This is a genomic window from Kitasatospora sp. NPDC096204 (genome assembly GCF_044763205.1).
Lineage (GTDB): Bacteria > Actinomycetota > Actinomycetes > Streptomycetales > Streptomycetaceae > Kitasatospora.
The window spans coordinates 55,725-68,197 of record NZ_JBIWFT010000032.1 but is presented as its reverse complement, the minus strand read 5'-3'; the positions used below and the strand labels follow the sequence as shown (position 1 = coordinate 68,197).

Sequence of the window (12,473 nt, the reverse complement as noted above, 5' to 3'; positions counted from 1 at the left end):
GACGAGGGGGCGTGGCGGACACGCCCTAGGAGTGACGGCGGCGGCGGGCCTGCCAGACGGCTCCGCCGGCGAGGACGGCGACCAGTGCGCCACCGGCGATCAGGCCGACGTCGGGGCCGCTGCCGCTGCCGCTGCCGTGGTCGGCCGACGCGGCGCCGGCGTCCGGCCGGGCGGCGACCGCCGCACCGACCTGGTCGCCGCAGCCCGCCTTCGGGTACCCGGCGATGGCGCACAGCAGCCCGTTGGTGTCGTAGCGCAGCGGCGGGGCGACGGTGGCCAGCACCTCGGCCGAGGTGGCGCGGGGTGCGACGCTCGCGCAGGCCGTGCGCTGCTCGGGCGCGGCGGCCGAGGAGCCGGCGGCGGACGCGCCGGCGGTGGACGGGCCGCCGGCGGAGGACACGCCGGTGTCCTCGGCGGTCCCGAAGTCCAGCACGACGGCCACCCGCTTGCGCCCGTCCTGCGCGGGGGTGTCCGCGCAGATCCCGGCGAAGCTCCCGGCGGCCCGCGGCTTCGCGGCGTCCTGCCCACCGTCCGGGCTCAGCGCGAACCGCCACCCGTCCACCGCCCCGTCCGGCGGCACCGCGACGGCCGGCCCCTGCTGCTGGTACGTCCAGCTGCCGCCCTCGCCGCCGCGCCAGAACGACCAGTACCGGTACCCGGCGGCCTGCGCGGGCGCGGCGGAGGCGAGCAGCAGCACCGCCCCGAGGAGGGGCAGGAGCAGCGCGGCGAGGCCGGTGGAGGACCGCCGGCCGCCCGGGGCGGGGAGGGAAGCGGTGCGCATCAGAGGTGCTGGTTGCGCTTGCGCTGGAGGCTGAGCAGGAGGCCGCCGCCGACGCCGATGAGGAGGCCGACGCCGATGAGCCAGTACTGGCCGATGCCGCCGTCCTTCTTCTCCTTCGGGGCCTGCGTTGCCGAGGCGGTCGCGGCGGTCGCGGTGGCCTTGGGCGTCGGGCCGAGGGCGATGAGCCGGCCGGTCAGGGCGGCGGTGTCGCGCTGGGCGGCCTGGTCGACCAGCAGGAGGGTGGCGGTGGCGCCGGCGTCGGTGCCGCCCTTCGTCCAGGTGTCGCCCTCCTGGCTGAGCCAGTCGACGGCGCCGGCGGCCTGCTGGGGGTGGCCGCTCTGGGTGAGGGCGAGGGCGGCCCAGGCGGTGGCGGTGTAGTCGGGGGTGGGGGCGGCGCCCGGGGTGGTGAGGCTGAGGTGGTTGCCGCCGGCCGCGAGCTGGGCGGTCAGGTAGGCGCCGACGGCCTCGCCGGAGTCCGCGTGGGCGACCGGGGCCGGGGTGGCCGCCGCGGCGTCGGAGGCGCAGGTGAGGGCCTTGGGCGCGGCGTCGGAGCGCACCGAGGTGGCGACCGGCAGGTGGCCGCCGCCGGCGGCGAGCGCGGCCTGGCCGCTGGCCAGGGCGTTCGGGGTGAGGGCGCCGGAGGCCGGGTCGGGCTGGTACACGAAGGCGCCGCGCTGGTCGGCGGGGGCGGCGCAGCCGAGCTGGAAGAGGGCGAGCCCGTCGAAGGCGGACTTGCCGGCCTTGGCGACGCCCGCCGGGTCGGTCCTGGCGGCGAACAGCGCGTTGACGGCGAGCCCGGTGGAGTTGGCGTCGCCCGGGCTGCCCGGGGTGTAGGCCCAGCTGCCGTCGGCGTTCTGGTTGGCCTTGAGCCAGGCGACGCCCTTGTCGACGGCGTCCTGGTGCCCGCCGAGGGCGACCAGGGCCTGGACGGCGACGGCGGTGGCGTTGCTGTCCTCGGTCCTGGGGTCGCAGGCCGCGCCGGCGGCCCGGTACGAGGGCCAGCCGCCGTCCTCGCACTGCTGCCCGGTGAGCCAGCCGACCGCGGAGTCGGCCGGGGTGACCTTGGCCGCCGTGAGCGCGGTGAGCGCCAGCGACTGCCGCCAGACGCCGTCGTACGTCGGGTCGCCCTTGCCGTACAGCCCGTCGGCGGCGGCGGGCGGGGTCGGCGCGGGGCTGTCGGCGAGGGCCGGGCCGGCGGCGAGGCCGGTGAGCAGCGCGGCGGACAGGGCGGCGGCGCCCAGGCGGGCGGCGGTCAGCATGGTGCGGTGTGCCTTTCGGTGAGCGGTGGTGGCCCGGGCGGGGCCGTTCCGTAGTCCTCGACGGTGCCGGGCGCGTGCGTCCGGACTGGCCGCTCGCCCCTCCCCGGGGCTCCGACTCGCCCGGGCGGCCGCGCGCGGCGCCGGACTCACGGCTGCGGGGTCGGCGCCGGATTCGCACCGGCTTTCCCCGGGGGAGGAGCGGAATGGAGTTCTGCTGCCGTGCCGACTCTAGCCGCCGGAGCGCGCGGAGCGGCCCGGGCCCGGCAGGAACAGGTTCCAGTCGGCGGGCGCACAGGGGCTGTTCCGGGGCGCGTCGGCCGGCCGGTTCACGGCAGGGTGAGCAGCCGGGCCGCGGTGTGCAGGTCGGCCCGCACCTCGGCGATCGAGGCGCGGCCGGAGAGCCAGGCGACCAGCGCCGAGTGCCAGGTGTGCTCGATCACCCGCACCGCCGCGCGCTGGCTCTCGGTGGGCGGTTCGGACTGCCCGATCGCGTCCAGGATGAGCTGCCCGGTGGCGACGCTGACCCGGTCCACCTCGGCCCCGACCGAGCGGTCCGCGAAGGACAGCGCCCGGACCATCGCCTCGGCCAGCAGCGGCTCGCGCTGCAGCGCGTGGAAGGCCCGGGTGAGCGTGTCGGCGACCCGCGGTGCCGGTTCGAGGTCGGTCGGCGGGTGCCGCCGGATGTGCTCGCGCAGGCCCTGGAGCTGCTCGAGCATCACCGCCACCAGCAGGTGCACCTTGGACGGGAAGTAGCGGTAGAGCGTGCCGAGGGCGACGTGCGCGCCCTCCGCGACCTCCCGCATCTGCACCGCCTCGTACCCGCCCCGCACCGCCAGCGCGGTGGCGGTCCGCAGGATGCGCCGGCGCCGTTCGGCCTGGCTCGCGGTCAGCGGCGGCTCGCCGGGCGGCGGTACGGTCGGCGGGACCGGCGGCAGCGTCGAAGGAGGGGGTGGCGGCAAGGGTGCTCCCGGGCGGGCGAGAGTGGCGGCGTGCTCCACATGGTCGGCAGGATTCGCGTGGTGGGAATCACCAGCCCTGGCTCCTGAGGAAAAGCTACGGGCCGGTATCTTCGAGGTCTCTCATTGTTCACGTGGTCGACGACGAGTTCCCCGGCCACTGAAACCTGATCTACTTTAGCGACCGGACGCACGACCGGCAGCACCGTCAGCAGCTAGAGAAGAGGACCCAGGATGATCGCGCAGCCGCTGCGGATTGCCCTGCTGTCGTACCGCGGCGACCCCTTCTGCGGGGGTCAGGGCGTGTACGTACGACACCTCTCCAGGGAGCTGGCCGGGCTCGGCCACCACGTGGACGTGATCGGCGCCCAGCCCTTCCCGGTGCTGGACGAGGTCGAGGGCCCCGGCTCGGTGCGCCTGGTCGAGCTGCCCAGCCTGGACCTCTACCGCGCCGACGACCCGTTCCGCACCCCGTCCCGCGACGAGTTCCGCGGCCCGGTGGACGTGCTGGAGTTCGCCACCATGCGCACCGGCGGCTTCCCCGAGCCGCTCACCTTCTCGCTGCGCGCCCGCCGGTACCTGGCCGCCCACAAGGGCCGCTACGACGTGGTGCACGACAACCAGACCCTCGGCTACGGCCTGCTCGGCCTGGCCCGGCACGGCTTCCCGCTGGTCACCACGATCCACCACCCGATCACCGTGGACCGGCAGCTGGAGCTGGACGCCGCCACCACCCGGGGCAAGCGGCTCTCGCTGCGCCGCTGGTACGCCTTCACCCGGATGCAGCGCAGGGTCGCCGCCCGGCTGGACCACGTGATCACCGTCTCCGGCACCTCGCAGCGCGAGATCGCCGAGCACCTGGGCGCCGCGCCGGGCGCGATCTCGGTGGTGCCGATCGGCGCCGACACCCGGCTCTGGTCGCCGTCGGACGCGGTCGATCGCGTTCCCGGCCGGATCGTTACCACCTCCAGCGCGGACGTCCCGCTGAAGGGCCTGGTCTTCCTGGTCGAGGCGCTCGCCAAGGTCCGCACCGAGCGGGACGCCCACCTGGTGGTGGTCGGCAAGCCGCAGAAGGAGGACGGGCCGGTGGCCGAGGCGGTGCGCCGCTTCGGGCTGGCCGGACACATCGAGTTCCGCAGCGGGCTGACCGACCGGGAGCTGGTCGACCTCTACCGCTCGGCCGAGGTGGCCTGCGTCCCCTCGCTGTACGAGGGCTTCTCGCTGCCCGCCGCCGAGGCGATGGCCACCGGCACCCCGCTGGTCGCCACCACCGGCGGGGCGATCCCCGAGGTGGCCGGACCGGACGGGGAGACCTGCCTGGCGGTCCCGCCGGGGGAGGCGGACGCGCTGGCCGCGGCGATCGGACGGCTGTTGGACGACCCGCGGCTGCGGGCCGCGCTCGGTGCGGCCGGACGGGAGCGGGTGCTCGCCCGGTTCACCTGGGAGCGGGCGGCCGAGCTGACCGCCGAGGCCTATCGCGCGGCGATCGCCACCGGCGTCGGCGCCCGGGCCCGCTCGGGGCCGGGCTGGCGGTACGTGGCCTAGCGGCGGCCTCGCCGTTGTCGGGCAGGCGGGGCCTGTCCGACGGAGCGTCAAGAACGCTTGGTAGCAAAAGGAATGGGAGTCCTGAAGTGCTGACCGTCGATTTCTCGCGCTTTCCGCTCGCCCCCGGCGACCGGGTGCTCGACCTGGGCTGCGGCGGGGGCCGGCACGCGTTCGAGTGCTACCGCCGCGGCGCCAACGTGATCGCCCTCGACCAGAACGCCGAGGAGATCGCCGAGGTCAGGAAGTGGTTCGCGGCGATGGAGCAGGCCGGTGAGGCCCCCGAGGGCGCGTCGGCGGTCGCGATGGAGGGCAACGCGCTGGCGCTGCCGTTCGAGGACGAGTACTTCGACAAGATCATCATCTCCGAGGTGATGGAGCACATCCCGGACGACAGGGGCGTGCTCGACGAGATGTTCCGGGTCCTCAAGCCGGGCGGCCTGCTCGCCGTCACCGTGCCGCGCTGGCTGCCGGAGAAGATCTGCTGGGCGCTGTCCGACGAGTACCACGCGAACGAGGGCGGCCACATCCGGATCTACCGGGGCGACGAACTGCTCGGCAAGCTCAAGGACGCCGGCCTGGAGCCGTACGGCACCCACCACGCGCACGCGCTGCACTCGCCGTACTGGTGGATCAAGTGCGCGGTCGGTGTCGACAACGACAAGGCGCTGCCGGTCAAGGCCTACCACAAGCTGCTGGTCTGGGACATCGTTGGCACCCCGGTGATCAGCACCCTCACCAAGGCCGCCGAGCGGGCGCTCAACCCGGTGATCGGCAAGAGCTTCGTCGCGTACGCCTCCAAGCCCAACCGCACCGAGCCCGACCGCACCGAGCCCGACCGCACCGCGGCCGACAACGCCGCGGCCGACAACGCCGAGGCCGACGGCACCGAGCCCGACCGCACCGCGGCCGACCGCGCGCCGGGCGGGTCGGCATGACCGCCGCCGTCCCCGAGGTGCTGCTGCTCGACGGGGTGCTCGACGCCGACCAGGCCGCCGACACCGTGCGCAGCATCCTGGCCGAGCAGCGCCCCGACGGCGCCATACCCTGGTTCGCCGGCCACCACCTCGACCCCTGGGACCACACCGAGGCCGCGATGGCCCTCGACACGGCCGGCGAGCACGCCGCCGCCGAGTCCGCCTACCGCTGGCTCGCGGCCGCCCAGAACCCGGACGGCTCCTGGTACGCGGCGTACACCGACGGCGCGGTCACCGACCGGGCCAAGGAGAGCAACTTCTGCGCGTACATCGCGGTCGGGGTCTGGCACCACCACCTCAGCACCGGCGACGACGCCTTCCTGGAGTGGATCTGGCCGGTCGTCCGGCGCGCCCTGGACTTCATCGTCGGACTGCGGCTGCCCGGCGGCCCGATCGCCTGGCGGGTCGACGAGGACGGCGCCGCCACCGAGGAGGCGCTGCTCACCGGTTCGTCCAGCATCCTGCACGCCCTGCGCTGCGGCCTGGCCATCGCCGAGTACCTGGAGGAGCCGCAGCCCGACTGGGAACTCGCGGCCGGACGGCTGGGGCACGCCGTCTCCCACCACCCCGAGCGGTTCCTGGACAAGGACCGCTACTCGATGGACTGGTACTACCCGGTGCTCGGCACCGGCCTGCGCGGCGACGCGGCACTGGCCAGGATCGAGCGGGACTGGGAGCGCTTCGTCGTCCCCGGCCTCGGCGTGCGCTGCGTCAGCGACCGCCCGTGGGTGACCGGCGGGGAGAGCGCCGAGCTGGCGCTCGCGCTCTGGGCGATCGGCCAGTCCGACCGCGCGGTGGACATCCTGCGCTGGATCCAGAAGCACCTGCGGCACGAGGACGGCTCGTACTGGACCGGGTACGTCTTCGAGGACGACGCCATCTGGCCGGAGGAGCGCACCACCTGGACGGCCGGGGCGCTGCTGCTCGCGGTGGCCGCGCTCGGTGGGGACCCGGCGACGGTCGCGGTCTTCGGCGGGGAGCAGCTGCCCGCCGGGCTGGTGGTCGAGGACTGCTGCTGAGCCCGCGGACGCCGAACGCGTGAACGCCGAAGGGGCGGGACCGGAGAACCGGTCCCGCCCCTTCGTGTGGGCGTCCGAGGGCGTCGGTCGGCCGTGCGGCCGGCCGGGCCGTCAGCCGCGCTGGATGCCCGTGGTGTCGGCCAGCACGCCCTGGCTGCCGTCCGGCAGCTGCGCCACCAGGGCGGCGCCGCGCTGCTCGACGGCCAGGTACCAGGTGCCCGGCACGACCTCGCCGACCGGGGCGCCGGCCGGGTTGTCCTTCGAGGCCAGCTGGCGCGGGGCCGGGACGGCGAACCAGAACGGCTGGAAGTCCGCCGGGGCGGGCGCCTGCTGCGCGGCCGGGGTCGGCTGCGGGGCCTGGGCGGCGGCGTCGTGCGGCTGGGCGGCCTGGGCCGGCTGGCCGGGCTGCGGCTGGCCGGCGCCCGGGTAGCCGTAGCCGCCCTGGCCGCCGAACGCCGGGTCCTGGCCCTGGGCCGGGTAGCCGTACTGACCGGGCTGGGCGGCACCCGGGTGGCCGGGCTGGCCGGGGTAGCCGTACTGGCCGGGGACGGCCGCCGGGCGGTCGGCCACCAGCGGGGCCTTCAGCGCGGGCACCAGGGGGCTCGCGGCGGCGACGCCGGCCAGCACGACCAGGGCGATGACGCCGAGCCAGGCGCCGAAGCCGTGGCTGAAGCTGGGGGCCTTCGGGCCACCGCCCAGCGACCAGAGCGAGGTCCACAGCGCCGCCACGGAGAACGCGATGCCCCACTGGTCCAGCCGCAGGCCGAGCACCTGGCGGGTGGCCGCGGCCGGGCCCTGGAAGCGCTGCACCAGGATCAGCAGGGCGGCGGCGATGCCCAGCAGGTAGATCGAGGGCAGGACGGGGAACAGTTCGGTGCTCCACGCGTTCTGGGTCGTGTCGCCGCAGTACCGGCCGCTGCAGTCCACGGTCCAGTAGGGCAGGAAGGAGGCGATGAAGAGCAGGACGGCCGCGCCCGCGACGGCGGCGTCTCCCCTCGTGAGAGCGCGCAGATTCACTAACGTTCCCCTCGTTGACGTGTCGTGGACGGTGGTTCGTACGGTCGGGCTGACCGGCCGAAACTCCCGAACGGACCAGAAGCCTAGGCCCAACCGTCCAGCCGGTGCACGGCGGGACCGGGAATGGGGCGAAGTCGTTGCAAACCGTGCGGTCCGGCCGGAGCGTCGTCCCCCGGGGGTGTGCGGCTCAACTCCCGCGTCGCTCTTCGGTCTTCTCCTGGGTCGTCAGGAACGCGGTCAGCGCGTCGGCGATCCCCTGGGCCGCTTGCTGGCGCCACTGAGGGTCCGTCATCCGCTTCGCGTCCGTCGAGTTGCGCATGTTACCGCACTCGATGAACACCTTGGGGACGGTGGAGAGGTTGAGCCCGCCCAGGTCGGAGCGGGTGTCCAGGCCGTCCTTGGCGATGTAGTCCGCGTACGGCTCACCGGTCGCGGCGTGGAACCGGTCGCGCAGCAGCAGCCCGAGCCGGTGCGAGGGATCGACGATCGCCGCGTTGTCCGCCTTCCCGGCCACCACCCTGGCGGGCATGATCACGTGGAATCCGCTGCCGCCGGCCGGGCCGCCGTCCCCGTGCACCGAGAGCGCGACGTCGGCGTGCGCGTCGGCGCCCGCACGGGCGCGTTCGTCGATGCACGGGCCCCACGGGCGGTCGCCGTCCTGCACCAGCACCACCTTGGCGCCCCGGGCGGACAGGATGGCGCGGGCCCGGCGGGAGACGTCCAGGGTGTACTCGGCCTCGGTGTAGCCGGCGTCGGTCTCGGTCCCGGTGGTGTCGCACTCCTTGCGGGCGTTGCCGATGTCCACCCGGCGGTTGATCTCGGCGGTGTGGGCGGAGTTGCCGGGGTTGTGGCCGGGGTCGAGCAGGACGGTGCGGCCGGCCAGCGCGGCGCTCTCACCGCCGGCGGCGGGCGGGGGCGGGGTTCCGGCGGGTGCGCTGTCGGTGGGCGCCGGGGCGACGGGCGGGGTGAGGGGCGTCGCGGCCGCGCCGTCGGCGGTGCCCGGCCGGTCGGTCGCGGGCGCGGCGGGAGTCGCGGGCGCCGCGGCCCGGGTGGCCGGGGCCGCCGTGGCGCCCGCCGGGTCGGAGCGGTCGAGTGCCCGCCAGCCGAACCAGCCCGCCGTGCAGAGCGGAACGGCCACCGCGGCGGCCGTGGTGGCGCGCAGCAGGGCGGAGCGACGGGTCGGTCGGGGGGCGGAGCCGGTCACTGGTCGGTCAGATCCTGTCCTGGGTGCGCGGAGTCAGGCCGTAGCTCTTCGCGATCGCGTTCCACTTGTTCATGAAGTCCGTCTTCGCCTGGGTGGCCTGCGGGTTGAGCTCGTCGGCGTGCTTCTTGTCCTGGGTGGCCGGGGCCCGGCCGGTGCACCCCTGGGCGGCGACGGAGCGCGCCCAGCTCGCGTACGCCTTGTCGATGTCGGCGGACAGCTGCCAGGCGGACTTCAGCGAGTTCACCGCGTCCGCGCCGCCCGGCACGTCCGTGACGCTCAGCTGGGAGAGCTTGGCCAGCAGGGCGGTCCGCTGGGTCGCGCCGTTGTCGAAGGTCTGCGCGGCGCTCTCGATGTCGGCCTTCGGCGGGCAGCTGGTCACCTTGGCGACGGCGCTGCCGATCGGGGCCTTGGCGCTCTCGCCCTCGCTGAGCAGGGCGTCCAGGGCCTGGGCCTGGGCCTGGGCGCCGGGACCGGGGGCGGTCGAGGTCGGGGACGGCGCGCCGGACGCGCTCGCGGCGGTGCTCGGCGCGCCGTCCGTACCCGTGGGCGCGGGGGCGGGCGGCAGGCTGTCCGCGCCGGTCGCCGGGGCGGAGGCCGGGGCGGGCGCGGCCTGGCCGCCCTTGTCGTCGCCGCCGCGGACGGCGAACAGCAGTCCGCCGCCGATCGCCAGCACCAGGAGCAGCGCGAAGCCGATCAGCAGCGGGGTCCTGCGGTTGGCCGGCCGTTCCTCCTCGCCGACGGGGCCGGTCGGGTAGTCGGGCTGGAAGGCGTACGGGGGCGGCGGCGGAGCGGCGGGCGGCTGCAGGAAGTAGTCGTGGCCGGGGTCCTGCTGCGGCACGTGGGCCTGCGGGCCCGGGTGGGAGGGGAACGGCGAGGCCGCGGGCGGGGCGGCCGGGGGCGGCGGGGCGGCGGGGAACAGCCGGGCGGTCGGCGGGTCGTAGCCGGGCGGGGTGGCCGGGTACGGGCGGGCGCCCGGCGGCGGGCCCTGGTCGCCGACGGCGCCGGGCACGGGCGGCAGGGGTGCGGTGGGCGCGGCGGGTGCCGGGGCGGCGGGCGCCCCGGGCGCGGACCGGGCGTCGGCCGGGCGCTGCGGGCCGCGCACCCAGCCGCCGGCGCCACCGCGCGCGGTGGGGTCCCAGACCGCCGGAGCGCTGTTCTGCTGGTCCGTCATGTCGCTGCTGGCCCCCACCGTCCGCCGATGCTCTGCCTGGTGCTGCGCGGCCACCGTACCGTTCGAACCCCCGCCCGACAGCCCTGGCACGACGTTAGAGCATCGGCTCGGGGCGGCGGGAACGAACAGGTGACCGGTCGGCGGGGCTCGGCCGGCGGGACGGGCTCAGCGGGCGGCGCGGCGCAGGACGCGCAGGGAGCCGGTCACCGAGACCTCCTCGAAGCCTTCGGCCAGCGCCCGCAGGTACACCCGGTACGGGGCCTGGCCGCCGTCCGCCGGGTCCGGGAAGACGTCGTGCACCACCAGCAGGCCCTCCGGCGCCAGGTGCGGGACCCAGCCCTCGTAGTCGCCGGTCGCGTGCTCGTCGGTGTGGCCGCCGTCGATGAACACCAGGCCCAGCGGCCGCCCCCACAGCGCGGCGATCCGCGGCGAGCGGCCGACCAGGGCCACCACGTGCTCCTCCAGCCCGGCCGCGTGCAGGGCGCGGCGGAACCGCGGCAGGGTGTCCATCAGCCCGACCTCGGGGTCGACCAGCGTCGGGTCGTGGTACTCCCAGCCGGGCTGCTGCTCCTCCGAGCCGCGGTGGTGGTCGACGGTCAGCGCGACCGTCCCGGCCTCCCGGGCCGCCGCCGCGAGCAGGATCGCCGAGCGGCCGCAGTAGGTGCCGATCTCCAGCACCGGCAGCCCGGTGCCGCGCGCCGCCGCCACCGCCGCCGCGTACAGCGCGAGCCCCTCGTCCACCGGCATGAACCCGGTGGCCCCCTCGAACGCCGCCAGCACCTCGGGCGCCGGTTCGGCGCTCAGCAGCAGGTCGGACATGGGGTGCTCCTCGGGGTCGGGACGCGGGCGGACGTGCACGGACCCTACTCGACGGTAGCGGGGGCGGTGGCGCCCGGGGCGCCCGGTGCCGGCCGGGTGTCCGGGCCGGTCGGAGCGTGGAACGCGTTCTAGTCCCGCCGCGCCGACCGTGCCAGAATCGGCGCGACCGTCGATCCGAGGAAACACCGGCACCCCGGGAGCAGCACCATGCGCGCAGCCGTCCTGCACGAGACCGGCCAGGAGACCCTCGACGTGCGCGAGGACGTGACGGCCGTGGGCTTCGGGCCGGGCACCGTACGGGTCCGGATGCGCGCCGCCAGCCTCTGCCACTCGGACCTCTCCGCGATGAGCGGCGTGCTGCCGCAGCCCGCGCCGTTCGTCCCCGGGCACGAGGGCGCCGGGGACGTGGTGGAGATCGGCGAGGGCGTCACCGGCCTCGCCGTCGGCGACCGCGTGGTGCTCTGCTGGATGGCCCCCTGCGGCCACTGCGACCACTGCCGCCAGGACCGCGGCCACCTGTGCGTCGCCAGCCTGCGCGGCCTCGGCGCCCCCGGCTTCCGGATCGCCGAGGGAGAGCTGAGCGCCTCCGGCTTCTACGGCACCGGCGCCTTCGCCGAGGAGGTCGTGGTCGCGGCGAACGCCGTCATCAAGGTGCCCGCCGACCTCCCGTACGAGGCCGCCGCGCTGATCGGCTGCGGGGTGACCACGGGCATCGGCGCCGCGGTGAACACCGCCGCGGTCCGGCCCGGGGCCTCCGTCGCGGTGATCGGGGCGGGCGGCGTCGGCGTGGCCACCGTGCAGGGTGCCCGGGTCTGCGGGGCCGGCCGGATCACCGTCGTCGACCCGGTGGCCTCGCGCCGCGAGCGCGCCCTGGCGTTCGGCGCCACCGAGGCGATCGCGCCCGAGGAGCTGAAGGCGGTGGCCAAGAAGCTGCCCGGCGGCGGCTTCGACCATGTCTTCGAGGCGGTCGGCCGCGCGGCCACCGTCCGGGCCGGCTACGACGCCGCCCGGCGCGGCGGCGCGGTGGTCGTCATCGGCGCGGGCGCGCAGGACGACCTCGCGCAGTTCACCATGGGCGAGCTGTTCTTCAACGAGAAGCGCCTGCTGCCCTCGCTGTACGGCGGGGCGACGGTGTCGCGCACCATCGGCCTGGTCGTGGAGCTCTGGCGGGCCGGGCGGATCGACCTCGACGGCATGGTCACCCACCGGGTGGGGCTCGCGGACGTCAACGAGGCGATCGCGCAGATGCGCAGTGGCGAGGCGCTGCGGACGGTCGTGACGATGGACTGAGGGCGCCGTTCCCGTCGTTCCCCTGCGGGCTCCGGGAAAAGCGTCGGGCCCGCCAGGGGAGCGGGTGCGCTCCCGGCGGGCCCGCTGCCGCTTCGGTCAGCCCCGCGCCCCGGCCGCGCGGTGGCGGCCGTGCGGGTCGGTCACCGGGCTGTCGTCGGCAGCGGAGCCACCGCGGTGGCGGCCGTGCGACGCGGTGTCCTTGGCCGTCTTCTCGTCGGCGTCGGTCCCGGTAACCGCGGGTCCGGTGGTGTCGGTGAGGGTGTCGGACATGAGAATCGTCTTTTCCGTGCGGAGGGTGCGGGTCATCGGCGCCCGGCCGGGGCCGGTGGCACACGGTCGGGTCCCCGATCGGGCGCTCGGTACGCGCCCGCAGCCGGTGATCGCGGCCCGTGCCCCGGCCACCATAACGGCCGGGACGGACGAGATCCTATCGAGATC

Annotated in this window: 12 protein-coding genes; 4 read left to right on the top strand and 8 right to left on the bottom strand. The window is 75.9% G+C overall.

Annotated elements, in window-relative coordinates; translation table 11 throughout:
• Nucleotides 1-25 precede the first annotated feature (25 nt).
• From ACIQ87_RS29325 to ACIQ87_RS29315, 3 genes are all read right to left on the bottom strand, one after another.
• Nucleotides 26-781 (bottom strand): SCO2322 family protein, encoded by a 756-nt coding sequence (locus tag ACIQ87_RS29325; protein ID WP_402412240.1) that lies wholly within the window; start codon nucleotides 779-781, stop codon nucleotides 26-28.
• The gene (locus ACIQ87_RS29320) at nucleotides 781-2,040 is read right to left on the bottom strand and encodes a prenyltransferase/squalene oxidase repeat-containing protein (protein ID WP_402412237.1); all 1,260 of its coding nucleotides are present in this window, start codon (nucleotides 2,038-2,040) and stop codon (nucleotides 781-783) included. The genes ACIQ87_RS29325 and ACIQ87_RS29320 overlap by 1 nt, the downstream gene beginning before the upstream one ends.
• 326 nt (nucleotides 2,041-2,366) lie before the next feature.
• Complete coding sequence (locus ACIQ87_RS29315) at nucleotides 2,367-2,999, bottom strand: TetR family transcriptional regulator (protein WP_402412235.1); 633 nt, start codon at nucleotides 2,997-2,999, stop codon at nucleotides 2,367-2,369.
• Between the two features lie 231 nt (nucleotides 3,000-3,230).
• On the opposite strand from ACIQ87_RS29315, the gene ACIQ87_RS29310 reads away from it, so the two are divergent.
• From ACIQ87_RS29310 to ACIQ87_RS29300, 3 genes are all read left to right on the top strand, one after another.
• Nucleotides 3,231-4,541 (top strand): glycosyltransferase family 4 protein, encoded by a 1,311-nt coding sequence (locus tag ACIQ87_RS29310; protein WP_402412233.1) that lies wholly within the window; start codon nucleotides 3,231-3,233, stop codon nucleotides 4,539-4,541.
• An 86-nt stretch (nucleotides 4,542-4,627) separates the two neighbouring features.
• Nucleotides 4,628-5,476, top strand: coding sequence for a class I SAM-dependent methyltransferase (locus ACIQ87_RS29305; protein WP_402412230.1), 849 nt, complete (start codon nucleotides 4,628-4,630; stop codon nucleotides 5,474-5,476).
• The gene (locus ACIQ87_RS29300) at nucleotides 5,473-6,534 is read left to right on the top strand and encodes a prenyltransferase (RefSeq protein WP_402412227.1); all 1,062 of its coding nucleotides are present in this window, start codon (nucleotides 5,473-5,475) and stop codon (nucleotides 6,532-6,534) included. The genes ACIQ87_RS29305 and ACIQ87_RS29300 overlap by 4 nt, the downstream gene beginning before the upstream one ends.
• A gap of 111 nt (nucleotides 6,535-6,645) precedes the next feature.
• On the opposite strand, the gene ACIQ87_RS29295 is transcribed toward ACIQ87_RS29300, so the two are convergent.
• From ACIQ87_RS29295 to ACIQ87_RS29280, 4 genes are all read right to left on the bottom strand, one after another.
• Complete coding sequence (locus ACIQ87_RS29295; protein WP_402412224.1) at nucleotides 6,646-7,551, bottom strand: hypothetical protein; 906 nt, start codon at nucleotides 7,549-7,551, stop codon at nucleotides 6,646-6,648.
• A gap of 187 nt (nucleotides 7,552-7,738) precedes the next feature.
• Nucleotides 7,739-8,755 (bottom strand): N-acetylmuramoyl-L-alanine amidase, encoded by a 1,017-nt coding sequence (locus ACIQ87_RS29290; protein WP_402412221.1) that lies wholly within the window; start codon nucleotides 8,753-8,755, stop codon nucleotides 7,739-7,741.
• Between the two features lie 7 nt (nucleotides 8,756-8,762).
• On the bottom strand, nucleotides 8,763-9,926 hold the full coding sequence (locus ACIQ87_RS29285) for a hypothetical protein (RefSeq protein WP_402412220.1): 1,164 nt from the start codon (nucleotides 9,924-9,926) through the stop codon (nucleotides 8,763-8,765).
• 165 nt (nucleotides 9,927-10,091) lie between these two features.
• Nucleotides 10,092-10,745 (bottom strand): class I SAM-dependent methyltransferase, encoded by a 654-nt coding sequence (locus ACIQ87_RS29280; RefSeq protein ID WP_402412217.1) that lies wholly within the window; start codon nucleotides 10,743-10,745, stop codon nucleotides 10,092-10,094.
• A 207-nt stretch (nucleotides 10,746-10,952) separates the two neighbouring features.
• On the opposite strand from ACIQ87_RS29280, the gene ACIQ87_RS29275 reads away from it, so the two are divergent.
• Nucleotides 10,953-12,035, top strand: coding sequence for an alcohol dehydrogenase catalytic domain-containing protein (locus ACIQ87_RS29275; protein WP_402412213.1), 1,083 nt, complete (start codon nucleotides 10,953-10,955; stop codon nucleotides 12,033-12,035).
• 96 nt (nucleotides 12,036-12,131) lie between these two features.
• Here ACIQ87_RS29275 and ACIQ87_RS29270 read toward each other — a convergent pair whose 3' ends face one another.
• Nucleotides 12,132-12,305, bottom strand: a complete 174-nt coding sequence (locus tag ACIQ87_RS29270; RefSeq protein ID WP_402412210.1) for a hypothetical protein — start codon at nucleotides 12,303-12,305, stop codon at nucleotides 12,132-12,134.
• Nucleotides 12,306-12,473: the final 168 nt, after the last annotated feature.